Source organism: Dactylosporangium sp. CA-139066 (genome assembly GCF_050936175.1).
Taxonomy (GTDB): Bacteria; Actinomycetota; Actinomycetes; order Mycobacteriales; family Micromonosporaceae; genus Dactylosporangium.
In genome coordinates, this window is sequence record NZ_JBNJNH010000001.1 from 913,597 (window position 1) to 931,828 (window position 18,232).

Annotated in this window: 17 protein-coding genes and 4 tRNA genes; 10 read left to right on the forward strand and 11 right to left on the reverse strand. The window is 72.3% G+C overall.

The features are described 5' to 3' along the window. Positions 1 to 6 precede the first annotated feature (6 nt). The 7 genes from ACQEVU_RS04285 to ACQEVU_RS04315 form a co-directional block, all read right to left on the reverse strand. On the reverse strand, positions 7 to 138 hold the full coding sequence (locus tag ACQEVU_RS04285; protein ID WP_433320829.1) for a hypothetical protein: 132 nt from the start codon (positions 136 to 138) through the stop codon (positions 7 to 9). Between the two features lie 65 nt (positions 139 to 203). Beyond that, complete coding sequence (locus tag ACQEVU_RS04290; RefSeq protein ID WP_433320832.1) at positions 204 to 998, reverse strand: ABC transporter permease; 795 nt, start codon at positions 996 to 998, stop codon at positions 204 to 206. Next, positions 995 to 1,762: an ABC transporter permease gene (locus ACQEVU_RS04295; RefSeq protein ID WP_433320835.1), complete on the reverse strand. Its 768-nt coding sequence runs from the start codon at positions 1,760 to 1,762 to the stop codon at positions 995 to 997. The genes ACQEVU_RS04290 and ACQEVU_RS04295 overlap by 4 nt, the downstream gene beginning before the upstream one ends. 25 nt (positions 1,763 to 1,787) lie before the next feature. Next, on the reverse strand, positions 1,788 to 2,747 hold the full coding sequence (locus tag ACQEVU_RS04300) for an ABC transporter ATP-binding protein (RefSeq protein ID WP_433320838.1): 960 nt from the start codon (positions 2,745 to 2,747) through the stop codon (positions 1,788 to 1,790). A gap of 303 nt (positions 2,748 to 3,050) precedes the next feature. Next, positions 3,051 to 3,125: transfer RNA gene (locus ACQEVU_RS04305), tRNA-Val, on the reverse strand. A 36-nt stretch (positions 3,126 to 3,161) separates the two neighbouring features. After that, a tRNA-Cys gene (locus tag ACQEVU_RS04310) sits at positions 3,162 to 3,232 on the reverse strand. Between the two features lie 15 nt (positions 3,233 to 3,247). Then, positions 3,248 to 3,320 (reverse strand) — tRNA-Gly (locus tag ACQEVU_RS04315). Between the two features lie 270 nt (positions 3,321 to 3,590). Here ACQEVU_RS04315 and ACQEVU_RS04320 point away from each other — a divergent pair. After that, positions 3,591 to 3,663, forward strand: a tRNA-Gly gene (locus tag ACQEVU_RS04320). Between the two features lie 11 nt (positions 3,664 to 3,674). Here the strand turns inward: ACQEVU_RS04320 and ACQEVU_RS04325 are convergent. Further along, positions 3,675 to 5,396 carry a hypothetical protein gene (locus ACQEVU_RS04325; protein WP_433320841.1) on the reverse strand — a complete coding sequence of 574 codons (1,722 nt, stop codon included), beginning with the start codon at positions 5,394 to 5,396 and terminating at the stop codon, positions 3,675 to 3,677. A 46-nt stretch (positions 5,397 to 5,442) separates the two neighbouring features. Continuing rightward, on the reverse strand, positions 5,443 to 6,183 hold the full coding sequence (locus ACQEVU_RS04330) for a YaaA family protein (RefSeq protein WP_433320844.1): 741 nt from the start codon (positions 6,181 to 6,183) through the stop codon (positions 5,443 to 5,445). On the opposite strand from ACQEVU_RS04330, the gene ACQEVU_RS04335 reads away from it, so the two are divergent. The 3 genes from ACQEVU_RS04335 to ACQEVU_RS04345 all read left to right on the forward strand — a co-directional run bounded on the left by ACQEVU_RS04335 (position 6,176) and on the right by ACQEVU_RS04345 (position 7,752). Continuing rightward, positions 6,176 to 6,391 carry a hypothetical protein gene (locus ACQEVU_RS04335; protein ID WP_433320846.1) on the forward strand — a complete coding sequence of 72 codons (216 nt, stop codon included), beginning with the start codon at positions 6,176 to 6,178 and terminating at the stop codon, positions 6,389 to 6,391. The genes ACQEVU_RS04330 and ACQEVU_RS04335 overlap by 8 nt on opposite strands. A 239-nt stretch (positions 6,392 to 6,630) precedes the next feature. Beyond that, positions 6,631 to 7,137, forward strand: a complete 507-nt coding sequence (locus tag ACQEVU_RS04340; RefSeq protein ID WP_433320849.1) for a hypothetical protein — start codon at positions 6,631 to 6,633, stop codon at positions 7,135 to 7,137. Positions 7,138 to 7,182: 45 nt separating this feature from the next. After that, complete coding sequence (locus ACQEVU_RS04345; RefSeq protein ID WP_433320851.1) at positions 7,183 to 7,752, forward strand: hypothetical protein; 570 nt, start codon at positions 7,183 to 7,185, stop codon at positions 7,750 to 7,752. Here the strand turns inward: ACQEVU_RS04345 and ACQEVU_RS04350 are convergent. Next, positions 7,749 to 8,141 (reverse strand): hypothetical protein, encoded by a 393-nt coding sequence (locus tag ACQEVU_RS04350; protein ID WP_433320854.1) that lies wholly within the window; start codon positions 8,139 to 8,141, stop codon positions 7,749 to 7,751. The genes ACQEVU_RS04345 and ACQEVU_RS04350 overlap by 4 nt on opposite strands. Positions 8,142 to 8,310: 169 nt before the next feature. Between ACQEVU_RS04350 and ACQEVU_RS04355 the strand changes: the two genes are divergently transcribed. From ACQEVU_RS04355 to ACQEVU_RS04375, 5 genes are read left to right on the forward strand one after another with little or no spacing between them, the layout of a single operon-like run. Next, complete coding sequence (locus ACQEVU_RS04355; RefSeq protein WP_433320857.1) at positions 8,311 to 9,174, forward strand: hypothetical protein; 864 nt, start codon at positions 8,311 to 8,313, stop codon at positions 9,172 to 9,174. A 25-nt stretch (positions 9,175 to 9,199) separates the two neighbouring features. Continuing rightward, on the forward strand, positions 9,200 to 11,233 hold the full coding sequence (locus ACQEVU_RS04360; protein WP_433320859.1) for an NAD(+) synthase: 2,034 nt from the start codon (positions 9,200 to 9,202) through the stop codon (positions 11,231 to 11,233). Continuing rightward, positions 11,218 to 11,670, forward strand: coding sequence for an HIT family protein (locus tag ACQEVU_RS04365; protein WP_433320862.1), 453 nt, complete (start codon positions 11,218 to 11,220; stop codon positions 11,668 to 11,670). Before ACQEVU_RS04360 ends, ACQEVU_RS04365 begins: the two co-directional genes overlap by 16 nt. A gap of 25 nt (positions 11,671 to 11,695) precedes the next feature. Continuing rightward, on the forward strand, positions 11,696 to 14,410 hold the full coding sequence (locus tag ACQEVU_RS04370) for an ATP-binding protein (protein ID WP_433320865.1): 2,715 nt from the start codon (positions 11,696 to 11,698) through the stop codon (positions 14,408 to 14,410). 45 nt (positions 14,411 to 14,455) lie between these two features. Continuing rightward, positions 14,456 to 15,634 carry an amidohydrolase family protein gene (locus ACQEVU_RS04375; protein ID WP_433320867.1) on the forward strand — a complete coding sequence of 393 codons (1,179 nt, stop codon included), beginning with the start codon at positions 14,456 to 14,458 and terminating at the stop codon, positions 15,632 to 15,634. Here the strand turns inward: ACQEVU_RS04375 and ACQEVU_RS04380 are convergent. Then, a complete protein-coding gene (locus ACQEVU_RS04380) occupies positions 15,586 to 16,125 on the reverse strand; it encodes a GNAT family N-acetyltransferase (protein ID WP_433320870.1) in 540 nt (179 codons plus the stop codon). The two genes, ACQEVU_RS04375 and ACQEVU_RS04380, sit on opposite strands and share 49 nt — an antisense overlap. A 141-nt stretch (positions 16,126 to 16,266) precedes the next feature. Here ACQEVU_RS04380 and ACQEVU_RS04385 point away from each other — a divergent pair, with 141 nt between their 5' ends. After that, a complete protein-coding gene (locus tag ACQEVU_RS04385) occupies positions 16,267 to 18,093 on the forward strand; it encodes a hypothetical protein (RefSeq protein WP_433320873.1) in 1,827 nt (608 codons plus the stop codon). Positions 18,094 to 18,232: the final 139 nt, after the last annotated feature.

The window sequence follows — 18,232 nt, forward strand, 5'->3', positions numbered from 1 at the left end:
CGCGAATCAGGTGAAGTCGGCCAGCCACGCGCAGCTGGCCGCGGTGGTGAGGGCCGCGAGGATGCCCAGGATGAGGGCGCGCCGCGACGCACCACACCAGACGTACAGCAGGGACGTCGCCACGAGCAGATGTCGCACTCCTACTCCCGGCCTGGACGCCCGCAGATCCTCCGCCGCCGATGCGAAGTGAGGCGAGTCCGGGTTTAGGCGCTCGCGCCGCTGTACGAGCGCAGGGAACGCCGCCAGGCCAGCGTCGCTACGACGACCGCGCAGGCCGCCACCGCTGGGGCAAGCAGGAGTAGGTACGCGTCGAGCCGGCCCAGTAGTGCCGCGGCCGGGTACGTGGTGAGGAATGCGATCGGCACGACCGTGAGGACGGCCTGCACCGGGTTGCGATACAGGTCCACCGGAAAGCGAGACAGCTCGAGGAAGGCGAAGGTGACCCGGCCGAGCTCCTCGGCGCCCACCAGCACCACCGAGAGCGCCATCATCATCACGGTCATGGCGTACATCAGCAGCACGGCACAAGCCAGCAGCAGGAGGAACGAGGCAAGTGCGGCCACCGACATGCCGCGGCCGGACAGCACGACCCCAGCGGTGGCCAGGCCCAGACCCAGTACCGGGTCGAGCAGGTTGTCGACCCTGAGGTAGCGCAGGCTCACCAGCAACTGCGCGTCAAACGGCTTGGTAAGCAGGAAGTCGAGCGTCCCGACGCGCACATAGTCGGTCATCCGCTCCAGGTTGGGTTGCAACAACACCTGGCGCAGGCCGTTGAGAGCGAAGAACAGGCCGATAACGACGAGAACCTCGGCGTGGGTCCAGCCGGCCACGGCACCGGTGAACCGGAAGTACACCGATGCGCCAGCCGTTGCCCACAGCATCCAGAACGTGCTCAGCGCGACGTTGGAGAAGAAATTCAGCCGGTACTCCACATCGCCGGCCACCGCCGCTCGCCAGCAGATCCCCAGGATGCGTGTGTAACGCGTCCACCCGTTCATCCGGCCACCGCCTGGTAGCGGCGTACGCCGCGCCGCCAGCCGATCCGGTACACCAGGGCGAACGCGACGAGCCAGCCGAGCCCGACGGCGAAGCCGTACGCAGTCTGGCGCGTATCGAGGCGGCCCATCAGTAACTCGACAGGAAAGCCCATCGCGGTGCGGAACGGCAGCACCACGGCCACCGTGCGCAGCCAGTCCGGCATCAGCGCCAACGGGGCGACCCAGCCCGAGGTGAACGAGCCGAGGCCCCACCACAGCAGCCACGCGCTGGACGTCTGGGTACTCCAGAACCCGATCAACGCGAACGATGACGCCATGAGGAGGCTGACCGCGTACGCCAGGACCAGCGCGGCGGCGACAGCGGCCAGCCGGGCGGGACTGAACTTGTAGTCCAAGCCTGGCACCAGCAACGCGGCGATCGCCAGGACCGGCACCAGCACCGTCAGGAACACGATCCGGTGGCCGAGGTCGCTGGCGGCGTACTGGTGGAAGGGGTGCATGGGGCGCAATAGCCGAACGGACAGATCTCCGCTGCGCATGTCCGCGTCCCACTGCCACACGACGCCATCGCCGGAGAGGTTCCACAGCAGTGTCGCCGCCCCGTAGTACGACAGGAAGTCTCCAGTGGTCCAGCCCGCCGGTGGGCCGCCCTCAGCGACCACGGTGAGCCACACCGCCATCGTCAGCAGCGGAAAGAAGCCGGTGAGCACCGACAGCACGACCCGGCCCCGGTAAGCGGCGGCCACCAGCGTCGCGCTACGCACCAGTGGGGGGTATGCGGCGAGCACCTCACGCATGGGAGAAGACCGCCCGGATGATGTCCTCCACCGGCGGGTCCTCGATCGCAACGTCCTCGACCGGCAAGGTGGTCAGCAGCCGGGCGGCGATCGCGGCCGTCTCGGCGCGCGACACCGCCAAGGTGACCACCGCGCCGTCGACGGCGGACACCTCGCCGAAGCCCACCCAGGTCTGCGCCGGTACAGCCTCACGCAGGGTGACCCGGATCAGGCGGTGCGGCGAGTGTGCCTCGACCAGTGCGGCAAGGTCGCCGTCGAAGCGCAGGGTGCCGCCGTCGATGACCAGCACCCGGCGGGCCAGCGCGGTCACGTCGCCCATGTAGTGGCTGGTGAGCAGAATGGTGGCGCCGAACCGGGCGTTGTAGTCGCGCAGGAAGGTGCGCACCGCCGCCTGGCCGTTGACGTCCAGGCCGAGCGTCGGCTCGTCGAGGAAGAGCACGTCCGGTCGGTGTAGCAGCGCTCCGGCGAGCTCGCAGCGCATCCGCTCGCCGAGGCTGAGCACCCGGACCTGCTTGTTGAGGAGCGACCCCAGGTCCAGCAAGGCCACCAGTTCATCGAGGGCCGAACGGTAGGCCCCCTCGGTGAGGCCGTAGATCGCCCGATTGACCGCGAAGGCGTCGGCGGCGGGCAGGTCCCAGAACAGAGAGTTACGCTGGCCCATGACCAGCGAGATCCGGTGCAGGAACGCAGGTTCCCGACGGTGCGGGGTGTGCCCGAGCACCCGTACGTTGCCGGCGGTGGGATGAAGCAGACCGGTCAGGCACTTCAGTGTGGTCGTCTTGCCGGCGCCATTGGGGCCCAGGAAGCCGACGATCTCGCCCGCGGGAATCGTGAAGCTGACCCGATCAACCGCGTGGACGGTGACGTGCTCGCGCCGGACGAGGGCGCGGAACGCCGCGCGCAGCCCTGGTTGTCGCCGATGCACCCGAAAGTGCTTGGCCAGGTCGCGCACCTCGATCACCGCTCGACCCTAGCTTCAGGCGCACACCGGTCGATACCGAATATTCCCACCTTCGATGTGTCCGGACGCGTACGCGCGGGTTTGGGCGAGCGAAGCGAAGTAGCGCCAAGACGAGCGAAGCGAAGTAGCGCCAAGGCGAGCGAAGCGAAGCCAGTGCCGAGACGAGCGAAGCGAAGTCACGGCATCGGGGGGCGCGGGGTGGCGCAGCCCCCCGCCGCGAGCGAAGCGAGCAGGAACATCCACCACCGAACGGCGAAAAGGGGCGGAGCCGCTTGAGCAGGCTCCACCCCTCGGTGGTGGGCGATACTGGGTTTGAACCAGTGACCTCTTCCGTGTCAAGGAAGCGCGCTCCCACTGCGCCAATCGCCCGTGCTGGTCGCCATCCACGCTACAGGTGGCGATCCGAGGTGGGAACGGGATTTGAACCCGTGTACACGGCTTTGCAGGCCGTTGCCTCGCCTCTCGGCCACCCCACCGTGGTGACTATCCCGAGCGGACGACGGGATTCGAACCCGCGACCCTCACCTTGGCAAGGTGATGCGCTACCAGCTGCGCTACGTCCGCACCGCCATCTCGTACCTGGCGACGGATGCAAACTTTAGCCGACCGCCATCCCCCATGCCAAACCGGTATCCGCCTTCGGCGCGTCGAGGGGGTCTCACCTGCGGTTTTCCGCTTCGAGGGCGGGGGCAGGTAGCGGTTGGACATGATCGCGGGCACGGCGGCGGGCGACGAGGCGGGGGCGGCGAGGGGCGGCCGACCGCCACCATGCCAAAGGGTGACGGCCCCCGCGGCGCGGACCCGCCCGGCAATGCGCTACAGTTCTTTCTCAGTGCGGACGTAGCGCAGCTGGTAGCGCATCACCTTGCCAAGGTGAGGGTCGCGGGTTCGAATCCCGTCGTCCGCTCTTTCTGTGCCCTAATGCCGCAGTCGTACGGCGGGAATGGGCCGCTTCGGCGCCTTGCCCAACACCCACAGGGGATTCGACGCGCCGACCACGTCGCCGCCGGCCAGGCGGACCTGCGCGCGGACATAGTGGCCCGGCGGCACGGTCACGCTCTTTGATTGCAGAACCTTTGTTGACGGTACGGCGGCCGCCTCGTCGCACGCGCCGACGATCACTTCGACCTTGGCGCCGGCCGGCACTGCGGTGGCGATGACGTCGACCTTCGCCGGCTGCTGTGTCATCAGCACCGAGCCGAGCTGTGAAACGCCGCCGATGCGCAGATCGAGTGCGCCGCGGTAGCGTGCGAGATCCGTGAACCACGCGGCCCCCTTTCGCAGGGCGGCGAGCAGATCGTCGCGATTGGTGGAGGCGGCCCAGACGTACGTGATGTCGTGCTCGCCGTTGTTCTTCGCCCAGTCCGTCGCGTCGTGGTCGTCGCTCGAGCCGACGGCGGTGAAGAACAGCGCGTTGCGGGCCGCCACGTCGTACACCCAGAGAAGGTCGGCGAATGGTTTCCGGCCGATCTCGACCAGGTCGACGCCGAGGAAGTCGCGCTCCAGCATGAGCCTGGCGAGCTCGTCCTTCTTCGCCACGTCCATCGGGTGGTTCCAGCAGACGAGGCCGCCGTGCGATTTGAGGTACTGCACCATCGACGCCGTCAGCGCCGGGTCGTTGTCGCGGATCGGCGGGCTCGGAAACGGCGGGAACAGCTGGTCGCCGCCGAACCAGTTCAGGTGCCGCACCAGTGACACCTCCAGGCCCCGGAAATGCGTGATGCCGGAACCGTGCCGCTGCTCCGCCTCCGCGATGACCTCGGCCCGCAGCTGCTCGCCGGCCTGGCCCGCCCGCCGGGCGCGGTGGAACGTGAGCCGGTCGACGACGAAGCCCGCGCCGCGCGCGCCGATCCGCAGGCCGGTGAGCGCATTGTCGCCCGCGGCGATGTCGGGCCAGAGCTTGGCGATGTCGTCACGGAGTACAAATGTGAATTCCTGCCACTGGGCAGGCTTGATCGGCAGGCTGACGGTTCCGGTGGCACCGGTGGCCGAGTAGGCGGGCTTGTCGAAGAGCCCGATCTGGTACCGCATGGTCAGCACACCCTTGCCGGGATGGTTGGACAGCTGCAGCTCCAGCAGCAGGGCCCCGTCGGCGGGCAGCGTTTCCGGCAGGATGTCGAGCGTCAATTCGGTGTCGGCGATGCAGGCGTTCGCGGTGTTGTTCCAGGCATTCCCGCGGTACCACAGGATGCCCTTGCCCTTGGCGGTCATCCGCAGCGCCTTTCCGCTGCCGTCCTGCGGCGAGTGCGGTGAGGCGACGAACTCGAGCACCGGCGCGTCGAGCGTGCCCTCGGTGCTCTTCTCCCATTTCCAGTCCAGCCCGTGCTCCGGCTCGACCGGCCCGTCGAAATGCACCGCCTGCCGGTGCTCGAACGCGGCGATGCGGAAGTCGTGATCGGTCCACCAGATGACGTCGACCTTGTGCTTGCGGGCCTGCTCGAAGTGCGCGGAGAAGCTCGCGAGCCCCTCGCTGAACGGCCCGTGAATGTGCATCGCCATGCTGATCGCCCGCGATTTCCCGGCGGCGTCGGTCGCTTCGCCCCAGTCCTCGGTCGCACGGTTGGATCCCGGCATCCCGCCGGCGGTGATGGCGGCCCCCGCGGCGGCCAGAACGGTACGTCGGGTCAGCGTGTGGTCCACATTCCCTGACGTTCCCGGATGACCGCCGCGCGGCGCAGGGAAATCGCTAAAGCTGCACCACATGGATGTCGAGCTGCCCCGATCGGGTCTCCTCGACGCGATATCCGAGTTCACGAAGCGTTTGCGCGAGCTTCACCGCCGTGCGCGGCCGCGCCCCGGCGTCGAGCAGCGCCCGCACGATCCGCCCCTTCGTCGCCTTGTTGAAGTGGCTGACGACCTTCCCGCCGTGCAGCACCCGCACGGTGACCCCGTTGCGCGGCGCCCACATCCCGGCATAGGCCGACGAGCGCAGGTCGAGCACCAGCTCGTCCCCGGCGAGCTCGTCGAGCGTTCCGTCGAGCGCCTTGCGCCAGTGCCCGGCCAGCGGCCCGGTCGACTCGAGGCGAACCCCGATCGAGCAGCGGTACGGCGGAATGCGGTCCCCGATCCCGACCACGCCCCACAGCCCGGAGAAGATCAGCAGCTGCCGCCCGGCGCGCCGCTTGGCCGCGGTGTCGAGCGTGGCGAGGCCGAGGGCGTCGTAGAGCACCCCCGTGTACAGCTTTCCCGCCGGCAGCGCGGGCGCACTCTCGAGCCGCGCGTTGCGCTCGAGCTCCCCGGCCAGCCCCGGCGTGAGCCCGAGCGTGTCCAGCGCCGTCCCGGGCTCGGCGCTGAGCTTCACGAGATCCCGGATGACGGCCAGCCGCGCGTCGCGCAGCCCCGGCAGCGTGAGCCGGTCGAGCTCGACGGGATTGCCGCGCCGCGGCGCGTCGGCTTTGCCCTCGGACGGAGGCAGCAGGATGAGCACCGGCAGACGCTACCGCGCGACGCCCGCCCCGCCGGCCGCGGCGCGACAGCCGGACGCAGAAGCCGCCCCGCGGCGCTCCGGCTGTAAGCCGGCGTTGCCGGCCGCGGCAGCAGGCCACGAGCACCTGACGCAGCAGCACATCCGCGACGCCGGTGAGCGCATGATCCAGCGGCGTCAGACGCCATCGGTCGCACACGACCGGGCGTAGTTATCCGAGCCGGAGCGACCCGGCTCTGCGATCGCACACCACCACGCCGCGTCTGATGCGCGGCGTCGTGGGCCGCATTTATCAGCGTTGACGGCATATTGAGTCGTACGTATTGTCTGGGGCCACGCGCAATCCGTGACGGGGGTTTACGGAAAGTTTCGCGCATTGCCCCGAAGTCTCGGAACGTGCATCCACCCGGCCGGAAAAAGCATTCGGCCCGAGCAGGATGGAGTTTCCGTGTGAAAGTAGGGAAAGTGGCCGCGGCGGTCGTGGCGGCGGCGATCGGGGGCGGATTGCTCTTCGCCTCGCCCGCGCACGCGCATTATGACGGCGCCGGGCAGCTCTACGCCCAGATGGAAGTGTATCCCTATTCCTACAACAGCACGTGGCAGAGCGCCATCGACCGGGGGCTTTCGTACTGGAATGCCACACCGACGCCGGCGTACATCTCGAAATACCAGTACTCCGGGTCCAGCGTCACCGCGGCGTCCTACAGCGACACGTGGTACGGCCTTTACCAGCGGTGCGGGGACAACTGCTACTACATCAAGCTCAATGCCCGCACGATCAGCCGCGACGCCTACAACTTCCAGAACTTCGCCACCAGCACCACGGTGCACGAGTACGGCCATGCGCTGAACCTGGCGCACAACAGCGTCTTCAGCATCATGAACCACAGCCGGGACCGCAACACGGTGTACACCCCGCAGCCGCACGACATCGACGACGTCAATGCCTACTACTAGAGGACGGGTGCGGTGAAGCGTTCCTACTGCATGGTCGCGGCCGCGGTGGCCGCGCTGCTGTTCACGGCGTCGTGTGCGCGCTCCGAGCCCAAGGAGGTCCTGTACTACCCCGAGTACCAGCACTTCGACACGGCGAAAGACCTGTTCGGGCGGGCCACGCTCGTCCTGGAGGGGCGCGTCACCGAGAAGTCGCGCACGGCGGAGGTCGGGACCATGGCGCCCGCCGATCCGCGCGATCCGAAGCAGAACCCGCTCGCGGGGGCGCCGGGCAACGCGGGGAAGGGGCCGAAAGCGCAGCCCGTCGTCGTGACCGTGCATTCCGTGCAGGTGGTGAAGGTGTACAAGGGGCACGCCGGTGTCGGGCAGGAAATCGAGGTGAAGGAGCTCGGCGGGGCGCTCGACGGGGTTTCCTACCGGGAGGTCGAAGGGCCCCCGCCGCTGCGGGCCGGCACGACGTATGTGCTGTTCCTGGAAACGTATCCGGACGCGCCGGCCTCGCTGCTGAACTCGAGCCAGGCGAAGTTCGAGGTCGGCTCCTCCGGTGATCTCGTGAGCCGGCCGGAGAACGACATCAGCCTTTCGCGCGGCGAACTCGGAACGCTCGCGAAGAACTAGTCACAGCCCCATCCGCGACGGGTCCGCGGCCACTGTTCGACGGTTTTTCCGTCGACCACGTAGGCGGCGGACCCGTTTGCGTCGAGCCACAGTCTCTGGCCGTCGTGGCGATATCCGGTGTCTTTCGCATCGGCCGGTAGCGTCGCGTGCGGATCGTATGCGCTCTCCAGCCACTGTTTGTCGATGACGCCTTCCGGGTCGCGGACGAACTGGCGGTCGTCGTCGAGGCGCAGGATCGTCACGCTTTCCCAGTCGCAGTGCTTTTCGCCGGCGTGGGCGACGAGTGGCGGGCCGCTCGGCCCGGTCCACGTGGATCGCTCGGCGGGGCCGCCGGCGCTGCACGCGGCGGTCGCAAGAATGGCCAACAATGCGGCGGGAAGCTTGTTCATGGCGATTCGCAGCCTACGCGGTGCGCGCGTTGATCATCGGCCTGCGTGAAAGTTTCATGGCCGTCCGCCCCAGCCGGGACTGGCTGACCGGCCGAGGCCGGTCGCGGGCGCAGGGGCACCCGGAAGGGTTAGCGTCGGCGTCGATACCTACCGACGACAGGAGGTGGCGATGGCCTGGAGAGCCGCACGCTCGCTGCTCGTCCTCCATCAACAGCTCAAGGCCGGGGCGCCGCGGGCGCGGCCGCCGGCGACCGGGGAGGACGAGTGGGGGCTCATCGGCGACGCGGCCCACGACCCGACGTCCGACCACACGCCGCACAACTTCCCGGGCTGGGGCAGCAACATCGTGACCGCGGCCGACTTCCCCAACCGGCCCGACCTCGGGCTGGACGCGCACCGGGTGCTCGACGACATCCGGCGCTCGCGCGACAACCGCGTCAAGTACGGCATCTCCAACGGGCAGATGTTCTCCAGCTACGCGGTGCGCGGCTTCGACGCGTGGGCGTGGCGGCCGTACAACCCCAAGAACGGCGACAAGCACTTCACGCACGGGCATCTGTCCGTCGTCGGCGATGCCCGGGCGGACGGGACGCAACCCTGGCGGACGATCGGCGCGGGCACCGCCGACGAATTGGAGGAGGACGAGATGGGCGCTTCGTTCGGTCCGATCGACATTCAGCTCGAGGGCTTCACCTCGCTCACGATCCCGCCGGTCAACGGCGGCGTCGCCGACCCGCGGCCGGCCTGGCTGAACCTCTGCAACGACACGGGCTTCACGACGTACGGGCTGCGGATCTGGTGCACCAAGGGCGACCAGGGCTGGCAGCCGGTGCCGGGGACCGATGCCAACGGGCTGATCGCGATCAAGTCGGGGCAGCGGGTCTCGCTGTCGCTGCCGGACCAGACCGGCGGGGTGTCGATCAAGCGCAAGGCGATCGACGCCAACGGGGCCGTGGTCGACCCGACCGAGGAGCTCCCGGCGTATGCGGGGCATCTCACCTGCGCGATCGAGCGGGGACCCGTGTCACGGTAAAGCCGGGGACGGCAGAATTGGGCCGGTGAACTTCCGGTCGATCTACGCACACGGTTTCGCCCGGGTGGCGTCCTGCACGGGGCGCACCGCCATCGCCGACCCGCCCGCCAACGCCGCCGCGATCCTTGCGCAGGCGCGCGAGTGCTCGGCGGACGGGGTGGCGTTGGCGGTCTTCCCGGAGCTGGGCCTCACCGGGTACAGCATCGAGGATCTCCTGCTGCAGGACGCGGTCCTCGACGGCGTCGAGGACGCGCTGGGCACCGTCGTGGCCGGGTCGGCCGACCTGCTGCCCGTGCTCGTCGTGGGGGCGCCGCTGCGGCATCGCGGGCGGGTGTACAACTGCGCGGTCGTGATCCACCGCGGCCGCATCCTCGGCGTGGCGCCGAAGTCGTACCTGCCGAACTATCGGGAGTTCTACGAGGCCCGGCAGCTCACCGCGGGCGACGACGTGCGCAACCAGACGATGACCGTCAACCGCGAAGAGGTCCCGTTCGGCACCGACCTGCTGTTCGCGGCCGCGGACCTGCCGGGGTTCGTGCTGCACGTCGAGATCTGCGAGGACATGTGGGTGCCCGTCCCGCCGAGCGCGGAGGCGGCCCTCGCCGGGGCGACGGTGCTGGCCAACCTGTCCGGCAGCCCGATCACCGTCGGCCGGGCGGAGGACCGCCGGCTGCTGTGCCGCTCGGCCTCGTCGCGCTGCCTGGCCGCGTACGTGTACGCCGCCGCCGGGGTCGGCGAGTCCACGACCGACCTGTCGTGGGACGGGCAGACGATGATCTACGAGAACGGGGTGCTGCTCGCCGAGACCGAGCGGTTCCCGGACGCCGAGCGGCACTCGGTCGCCGACGTCGACCTCGACCTGCTGCGCCAGGAGCGGCAGCGGATGGGGACGTTCGAGGACAACCGCCGCACGCACGGCGAGCGGACCGGCGGCTTCCGGCGGATCGCGTTCGAGCTGCGGCCGCCGGACGGCGACCTCGGGCTCAGGCGCACGATCGAGCGGTTCCCGTTCGTGCCGGCCGACGTGCAGCGGCTCGAGCTCGACTGCTACGAGGCGTACAACATCCAGGTCGCCGGCCTGCGCCAGCGGCTGGCCGCGATCGGCGAGCCGAAGGTGGTCATCGGCGTCTCCGGCGGCCTCGACTCGACCCACGCGCTCATCGTGGCCGCGCGCGCGATGGACCGGGCCGGGCGGCCGCGCACCGACATCCTGGCCTACACGATGCCGGGGTTCGCCACGTCCAGCGGTACCAAGGACAACGCCCATGCCCTGATGAAGGCGCTCGGCGTCAGCGTGCACGAGCTCGACATCACCCCGACCGCGCGGCTGATGCTGGCCGAGCTCGACCACCCGTTCGCCAAGGGCGAGCCCGTCTACGACGTGACGTTCGAGAACGTCCAGGCCGGGCTGCGCTACGACTACCTGTTCCGCATCGCCAACCACCGCGGCGGCATCGTGCTGGGCACCGGGGACCTCTCGGAACTGGCGCTGGGCTGGTCGACGTACGGCGTCGGCGACCACATGAGCCACTACAACGTCAACGGCGGCGTGCCGAAGACGCTGATCCAGCACCTGATCCGCTGGGTCGCCGGCACCGGCCAGTTCTCCGACGAGGTCGGCAAGATCCTCTACGCGATCCTCGACCAGGAGATCAGCCCCGAGCTGGTGCCCGGCGAGGAGCTGCAGTCGTCGGAGTCGAAGGTCGGGCCCTACGCGCTGCAGGACTTCACGCTGTTCCACGTGCTGCGCTACGGCATGCTGCCCTCGAAGATCGCGTTCATGGCCTGGCACGCGTGGCGCGACGCCGAAGCGGGCCGGTGGCCGGCGAACTTCCCGGAGGCCAAGCGGATCGCCTACGACCTGCCCGAGATCCGGCACTGGCTGGAGGTGTTCTGCCGGCGCTTCTTCGGCTTCGCGCAGTTCAAGCGCTCGGCCCTGCCCAACGGCCCGAAGGTGTCGGCCGGCGGCTCGCTCTCGCCGCGCGGCGACTGGCGCGCCCCGTCGGACGGCAACGCCAACGCCTGGCTGCGCGACCTGGAGCGGTGGGACTTCTCGTGACCTGCCTGTCCTGCGCCAACAACGAGCGCATCGACGAGCTGCCGCCGCGCGAGCTGGTCGGCGCCGACGCGCTCTGGCGCACGTCGCACGCCTTCGACACCGACCTGCCGGGGTGGATGATCCTCGTGCCGCGCCGGCACGTCACGGCGATCCACGACCTGACCGACGAGGAGGCGGCGGCGCTCGGCTCGTGGCAGGTCCGCCTCTCCCGCGCGCTGCGGGCGGTGACCGGGTGCGCGAAGACCTACGTCGTGCAGTTCGCCGAGCAGGAGGGCTTCGAGCACGTGCATTTCCATGTGGTACCGCGGATGCCCGATCAGCCCGACGAGCTGCGCAGCTACCGGATCTTCGGCCGGCTGGGCGTGCCGCCCGAGCGCGCCCTCAGCGAGGCGGGCCGCGACGCCCTCGCCCTGAGGCTCCGGGAGCACCTGGGCTGAGGCGGCGGACACCTACGATGGGCGCGTGACCGGGTTCGTCGGGCGGGAGCGGGAGCGGGCGCTGCTGGCCGCGCGGCTGCAGGACGCCCGTGACGGGGCCGGGCGGGTCGTGCTCGTCGGCGGCGAGCCGGGCGTCGGCAAGACGCGGCTCGCGCGGGAGGCGGCCGGGATCGCCGAAGGGCTCGGGATGTTCTGCGCCGCCGGGCGGGTCGCCGACGACGACGGCAGCCCGCCGCTGCACGCGGTGCGGCAGGTGCTGCTGGCGATCGGGGCCGGGCCGGAGATCGACGGCGAGCGCCGCGGGCCCGAGGACCCGTACCGGCGCAACGCCGCCGTCCTCGAGGCGATCGCGGCGGCCGGCGCCGCCCGCGGCGGGCTGTTCGTGCTCCTCGACGACGTGCAGTGGGCCGACCCGGGCACGCTGCGGCTGCTGGTGCACCTGGCCCGCAACCTCGCGCGGGAGGCGGTGGCGGTCGTGGCCACGTACCGCGACAGCGAGCCCGCGCCGGCGCTGCGCGACGCCCTCGCCGCGCTCGCCCGGGAGCCGATCGTGGACCGGATCACCCTGGAGGGGCTCAGCGAGGCCGAGGTCGGCGTGCAGCTCGCGGCCGTCGCCGGGTTCGCCGTGCCGGCGCCCGTGGCCGCGGCCGTGCACCGGCGCACCCGCGGCAACCCGTTCTTCGTCGGCGAGCTCGGGACACAGCTGGCCCGGCGGGAGGTCGTCGGCGAGCAGGGGCTGCCGGACGGGGTGCGCGACGCCGTGCGCGCCCGGCTCAACCGGCTCGGGCCCGACGCCCGCGCCGTCGCGCACGCGGCCGCCGTGCTCGGCGCGGGCGCGGAGCCGGGGCTGCTGGCCGCCGTCACCGGCATCGGGCTGCCCGGCGTGCTCGCCGCCGTGGACGAGGCGCGGGCCGCGCGCATCCTCGACGGGCGAGGCTTCACGCACGACCTGATCCGGGAGGCCGCGGCGGCCGAGGTACCGACGCCGGAAAGGCTGGCGCTGCACGCGGCCGCGGCGGCGGCCCTCACGGCGAGCGGCGACGCGGCCCGCATCGCCCATCACCTCGGCGAGGCGCTGCCGCTCGGCGACGCGGCGGCCGCGGCGGGCTGGGCCCGGCGGGCCGGGGACCTGGCGGCGGAGCGGCGGGCCTGGGAGGAGGCCGCGCAGTGGTACGGCCGGGCCGTCGCCGCCGGCGCCCCCGAGCGCGCCCACGTGCTGCTGGCCCGCGCCCGCGCGCAGATGCGGGCCTACGACATCGACGGCGCGCGCACGTCGCTGCTGGCCGCGGCCGAACTGGCGAAGGCGGCCGGCGACGGGGAGACCCTCGCCGAGGCGGTGCTCGTCATGGAGGGCGTGTCGGACTTCCTGTGGGACCCGATCGGGCGCTCGCTGACGCTGGACGCCCTGGCCGCGCTGCCCGAGGGCGACAGCGGGCTGCGGGCGCGGCTGCTGGCCGGGCTGGTCGTCATGGACGTGTGGCGGGTGCCGGGCGACGCCGACGGGCGCAGCCTCGAGGCGCTCGGGATGGCCGAGCGGGTCGGCGACCGGCGCGCGATCATCGAGGCGCTGCGGGCCCGGCAGTTCGCGTGCAGCGGGCCCGACGGCGCCGAGGAGCGGCTGGCCCTCGGCGGCCGGCTGCTCGCCCTCGAACCCGGCGAGGACGACGCCGCGATGTGGGGGCGGCTGTGGCGCTTCGACGCGTTCGCGCAGCTCGGCGACCTGCACGCGGTGGCCGGCGAGGCGGCCGCGCTCGCCGCGCTGGCCGAGCAGACGTCGAGCCTGCTCGCCCGGTGGCACGTGCTGCGCTGCCGGGCCGCCATCGCGCACGCCCGCGGCCGCTACGCCGAGGCGGTCGCGCTGGGGGAGGAGGCGGTCGAGCTCAACCGTCGCTCCGGGCACGAGGGGTCGATGCTGCCCTCGGTCGGGTTCCTCATGGGCGTGCGGGCCACCATCGGCGACTTCTCCCAGGAGCCGGAGAAGATCGTGCTGCGGTACCTCCACGAGGCCCCCAGCTGGGGCCTGCGCGGCATGCTGGCCCGCTGGATGCTCGCGGCCGGACGGGTGCAGGAGGCCCGCGACTGGTACACCGGCCTGCCCGACATCCACGAGGTCCCGCCCTTCGTGCGCCTCCCGGCCGCGGCCGGGCTGATCGAGATGGCGGCGGCGTTCGGCGAACTGGTCACGGTCGAGCGGCTGTACGACGCGATGCTCCCGCACGCCGACCGGTTCGTCTGCGGCGGCGCCGGCGTCGTCGTCATCGAGGGCCCGACGCAGCTGCCGCTCGGCATCGGCGCGGGCGCGCTCGGCCGCCACGGCGACGCCGAGGCCCACCTGCGCGCCGCGATCGCCGAGTCGGAGCGGGCCGGCATGCCCGGTGCCGCCGCGATCGCCCGCCACGAGCTCGCCCGGGTGCTGCTCGCCGCCGGCGGCCGGGGCGCCGAGGCGGCCGGTCTCGCCCGCGCGGCCGCGAGCGCCGCCGAGACGCTCGGGATGGGCCCGCTGCGGGCCGCGGCCGCGGCGCTGGCCGGCGACCGGCCCCGCACCGCGCTGACGGCCCGCGAGGAGCAGATCGCGGCGCTCGTCGCCCGGGGCCTCACCAGCCGCGCGATCGCCCGCGAGCTGCACCTGTCGGAGCGGACCGTGGAGACCCACGTCCAGCACATCCTGACGAAGCTCGGCGTGGCCAACCGGACCCAGCTGGCGACCTGGTACACGAGCTTACGTACCGCGGATACGTAGTTCCGCGGAAGCGCGGCCGGGGCGCCGGGCGCGACGCTGGCGGTCATGAAGGCACTCAGAGCGGCTCGGCTCTTCGACGGCGAGCAGGTCATCGCCGACCCCGTGATCGTCATCGACGGCGAGCGGATCGCCGCCGTCGGGGGCCCGGTCCCGCCGGGCGCCGAGGTGATCGACCTGCCCGGCGCCACGCTGCTGCCGGGCCTGGTCGACACCCACGTACACCTGGCGTTCGACGCCTCCGACGACCCGGTGGCGGCGCTCGCGGGCCGCGACGCCGCCGAGACGTTCGCCGCCATGTGCGCGGCGGGCCGGCGGGCGGTGCTCGGCGGCGTCACCACCGTGCGGGACCTCGGCGACGTCGGGTACCTGGCCCTCGGCGTGCGCGACGCGGCCCGCACCGACCCGACGCTGCCGCACATCGTGGCGGCCGGCGTGCCGGTGACCACGCCGGGCGGGCACTGCCACTTCCTCGGCGAGGGCGTCCGCGGCGCCGACGTGCGCGCCGCCGTCCGCGCCCGCCACGAGCGCGGCGTCGACGTGATCAAGGTGATGGCCAGCGGCGGCAACATGACGCCGGGCAGCCGGCCGGAGCTTTCGCAGTACACCTTGGCGGAACTTCGCACCCTCGTCGAGGAGGCTCACGGGCTGGGCCTGCCGGTCGCCGCGCACGCCCACGGCACGCGGGCGGTCCTCGACGCGGTGGAGGCCGGGGTCGACAGCCTCGAGCACGCGTCGTTCATGACCGAGGACTCCGTCGACGACATCCCGGACGGGCTCCTCGACGAGATCGCCGCGCGCGGGATCGTCCTGAGCCTCACCCTGGGCGCGCGGCCCGTCCCGGGCGCCGCGATGCCGCCCGGGATGCTCGCGCGGCTGCCGCTGCTGATGGCCAACGCGGCCCGGATGGCCGCCTCGGGGGCCACGATCGTGGTCGGCTCCGACGCCGGCATCGCCCCGATCAAGCCGCACGACGTGGTGCGCGATGCGCCCGCGCACCTGCGCCAGATCGGGCTCACCCCGGGCGAGGCGCTGCGCGCGATCACGTCGCGGGCCGCGGCGGCGATCGGGCTGGGCGGGCGCAAGGGGCGCCTGGCCGCCGGGTACGACGCGGACGTGCTCGCCGTCGACGGCGACCCGCTGGCCGACGCCGGCGCGCTGGGGAGGGTGCGGGCGGTCTACGTGCGCGGGTCGGCGGCCTTGAACTCGTCGCGCAGCACCGAGTAGAGGTGGACCGTCCGCCATCGGCCCTCGCGGAACTGGGCCGAGCGGACGGTGCCCTCGAGGGTGAACCCGGCCCGCTCCAGGGCACGCTGCTCGGCGACGTTCTCCACGTCGGTGTACGCCTCGACGCGCTCCACCGGCGTGGTGTCGAACAGGTACGCGACCAGGCGCTGCTGGGCCGGCCCGCCCAGGCCCCGCCCGCGGAACTCCGGCAGCAGCTGGATGCCGATGTTCCAGCAGCTCCAGGCGGGCACGCCGTAGCTCACCCGGCACCAGGTGACGACGCCGGCGACGCCCTCGGGCACCTGCACGACGAGGCAGCCCGCGTCCGGGGTGATGAGCCGGTGCTCCTCGAAGCGGCGGCGCGTCCCGGCGATGTCGCGGAAGCCGGACCAGTTGAACACCCCGCCGGCGTCGGGCTCGTCGGCCTGCCGCTCGAGCACCCACAGATCCGCGGCGGTGACCGGCCGCAGGACCGGCGTCGGTTGCTCCACCGCCGCAGCGTACCCGGCCCGTACACCGGGCGCCGCCGGTTGGTTCGCCATGTGCGGGGATGTGTCGACTACCCGTCGGCGACCGGGCCGAACCCGCGGCCATCAACCATGATGGGCGCGGGCAGAGGTTGGAGAACGGCAATGTCGTCCGTTTCCGGCGCTCCGAAGTGCGCCGAGACCGACTACACAAGTGACAACGACCTGGTCGCTGCGGGCGTGCACGCGCTGCACGCCGACGGCGACCTGACGAGCGCACGAAGATGCTTCGACGCCGCGTACGCGCGCGCCGAGGCCGGCGGGGACGTGCCCGCGATGGCCGAGGCCGCCCTGGGCTTCGGCGGCATCTGGGTGCACGAGCACCGCACGGGTGCCGACGCGGCCGTGCTGGAGCGCCGGCTGAACCGGCTGCTCGGCCTGCTGAGCCGGACCGACCCGGACGGCGCGCTCGCCGTGCGCGTGCGGACGCGGCTGGCCGCCGAGCGCGACTATCGCGAGGGGCGCTCCGATGCCGTGCTGGCGGCGCTCGAGGAGGCCCGCGCGAACGGCGACCCGGTCGCGCACGCCGAGGCGCTGAGCCTGGCGCACCACTGCCTGCTCGGCCCCGAGCAGCGGCTCCTGCGCCGGGACATCGCCGTCGAGCTGCTCGCCGTGAGCGCGCGCACCGGCCGCCGCGGCGACCTGCTCATGGGCCTGCTGTGGTGGACCGTCGACCTGTTCCTCGACGGAGACCGGCACGCCGAGCGTCGCCTGGCCGAGCTGCGGGGACTGCTCGCCGAGCGCGACCATCTGGCGATCGGCTTCATCGCCGACGCGATCGACGTCATGCGCGAGATCCGGGCCGGGCGCTTCGCCGAGGCCGAGCGGCGGGCCCGCGACTGCTTCGAGCGGGGGCGGCGGGCGGGCGACGCCGACGCCGAGGGGTGGTACGGCGCGCACCTCGTGGCCATCCGCTGGTACCAGGGGCGGCTGCGCGACCTGCGCCCGATGCTCGAGCGGCTCGTGCACGCCCCGACGCTGTCGGCGGTCGACAACGCGTACTTCGCCGTCCACGCCGTCGCCGCGGCCGAGGCCGGCGACCGGCGCACCGCCGCCGGCGCCCTGGCCCGGCTGCGTGGCCCGTCGCTCAAGGAGCTGCCGCACTCGGCCAGCTGGCTGGTGACCATGCACGGCATCGTCGAGGCGGCCCGGCTGCTCGGCGACGCCGACCTGGCCGACGAGGCCTACGAGCTGCTGCTCCCGCACGCCGAGCGCCCGTCCATGGTCAGCCTCGGCGTCGCGTGCTTCGGCTCGGTGCACCACGCGCTCGGCGTCGCCGCGGCCACGGCCGGCCGTTGTGACGCCGCCGCCGAGCACCTCGCCCGGGCCGTCGAGCACAACCGGGCGCTCGGGCACTGGCCGGCCGCCGAGGAGTCGCGCCGCGCGCTGGAGCGCCTGGAGCCGGCGCAGCCCGGCCGCGCCACCTGCGTGCGGGAGCGCCAGCACTGGCGCCTCGGCTGGGGCGAGCGCGGGGCGCTGGTCGAGAACAGCGTCGGGATGCTCCATCTGGCGGTACTGCTGGCCAACGCCGGCACCGAGATCCCCGCCGTCGAGCTGGCGATGGGCGTCACGGCACTGGCGCAGGCGGCCGGGCAGCGCACGTCGCCGCAGGCCGTCCTCGACCAGGAGGCGATGCGGCGGTACCGCACCCGCGTCGCCGACCTGCAACGCGAGATGGAGTCCACCTCGGACGCCCGGCGCGCCGCCGCGGCCCGGCGCGAGTCGGAGGCGCTGCTGGCCGAGCTCGCCGGCAGCGTCGGCATCGGCGGGCGCAGCCGGCGGTTCGTCGACAACGCCGAGCGGGCCCGTGTCGCGGTCGGCAAGGCGATCCGGCGCGCGATCGCCCGGGTCGAGGAGGCCGACGCCGCGCTCGGGCGCCACCTGCGGGAGAGCGTGCACACCGGCCGGCAGTGCTCGTACCGCCCGGTGTGACACAGCCCTGTCCCGCTTGGGCGGTTCCTCTCAAGTTGTCCCTCGCCCGGACGATCTGCCCGATGTGAGAGTCGGGGCGGGCCCGTTCGGGTCGCGCGGGGTGCGCCGCCACCGGTAATCTCAGCGGTTTGAGGGAGCA

Coding starts and splice junctions, on each gene's coding strand:
- ACQEVU_RS04290 (WP_433320832.1), bottom strand. CDS start 998: ATGAACGGGTGGACGCGTTACACACGCATCCTGGGGATCTGCTGGCGA.
- ACQEVU_RS04335 (WP_433320846.1), top strand. CDS start 6,176: ATGAGCACCGGCAGACGCTACCGCGCGACGCCCGCCCCGCCGGCCGCG.
- ACQEVU_RS04350 (WP_433320854.1), bottom strand. CDS start 8,141: ATGAACAAGCTTCCCGCCGCATTGTTGGCCATTCTTGCGACCGCCGCG.
- ACQEVU_RS04355 (WP_433320857.1), top strand. CDS start 8,311: ATGGCCTGGAGAGCCGCACGCTCGCTGCTCGTCCTCCATCAACAGCTC.
- ACQEVU_RS04375 (WP_433320867.1), top strand. CDS start 14,456: ATGAAGGCACTCAGAGCGGCTCGGCTCTTCGACGGCGAGCAGGTCATC.
- ACQEVU_RS04385 (WP_433320873.1), top strand. CDS start 16,267: ATGTCGTCCGTTTCCGGCGCTCCGAAGTGCGCCGAGACCGACTACACA.